The sequence below is a fragment of the Streptomyces termitum genome, assembly GCF_014650175.1.
In the GTDB taxonomy this organism is placed as follows: Bacteria; Actinomycetota; Actinomycetes; order Streptomycetales; family Streptomycetaceae; genus Streptomyces; species Streptomyces termitum.
Genome location: NZ_BMUL01000040.1, coordinates 1 through 1049, shown reverse-complemented (window position 1 = coordinate 1049; position 1049 = coordinate 1). Strand labels below are relative to the sequence as shown.

The window sequence follows — 1049 nt, the reverse complement described above, 5'->3', positions numbered from 1 at the left end:
TCTCATTCCATTACATACCCAGTTCGTTCAACCAACAAGCTTTGCAAGCAGCTTTCAATTATCTTTCTTTCGCCGTCTGACTAAGAGATCCAGAACCTTCGACCTCCAAACAATCGCATTTGCTATACACATTTTCTCGTCCAGAACCAACATGCGTTCCTTTTTAGCGGCATTAGTTATGGCCTTGTGCGTCGGCGTTTCTGTCACGCGATCAAATAACATCAAGCGAGACGTTTGTGATGTGATGAATAACGATGCTGCAGATGACGCCTGCAGCATGAAGAAAGCCTTCGGCGGAAGCTCAGTTTTCCCTCAGCTTTTGTCTATCTTTGACCCCCAGGCAGCTCTCTACGTTCACTATGCTGAGGTGATCGTTGGCGGTGCTCAGCAACTTACACCCAACCGAGTTGCTACGAAGCCCAACCTCTCGATCGCCTTCATGCGTGGCCCACTCAGCGTGCCCGGAGCACAGATGCTTTTGAACAAATACGTCGTAATGCTTGTTGACTTCCAGCCCCAAGCCCGAATTACCAAGCCAATCTGGATTCAATCCGGGATGACTGTGAACCGCAACACTGGAGCATTGAGCTCATCAACTGCCCCCATCATTCCTTACACATCCCCTAACCCTCAGCGAGGAACCGGAACGCATGAATACGTCTTCTTAGTCTTTCAAGAAAACGGCGCTGGATTATGGGCATCCCTCAAGCAACACCCGCAATTACGAGCGAGCCTCTCCGGTTCAATGGACTTGAAGGCCTTCCGTGCTCAAGCCGGCCTACAAAACTTGGTTGCTGGCAGCTTTTTCAAATCCGTTCACCCTTAGTTGAAGCAACACATGCACTCTTTTTGGACATTCGCTATTTATTCATTTGCTTTGGTTCGCTGTCGAGGAGCCCCAAAACTCTCGGCAAATTAGTCAGGCTTCTCCAGATAACCCGAGTTGATTGATTTCGCTTTTCATGTACATCCCTTTGCCAATTAATTTGTTTTGAAAGAGCACTTGAAATGAAGCCACAAGGATGGCAGCTACGCCCCTACAACTTTTG

1 protein-coding gene is annotated in these 1049 nt (G+C 48.3%); it reads left to right on the top strand.

Annotation, left to right across the window (positions count from 1 at the left end):
* Positions 1 to 826, top strand: an 826-nt coding sequence (locus IE219_RS32690) for a YbhB/YbcL family Raf kinase inhibitor-like protein (protein WP_189983721.1), incomplete at its 5' end; no start/stop codon positions are given.
* Positions 827 to 1049: the final 223 nt, after the last annotated feature.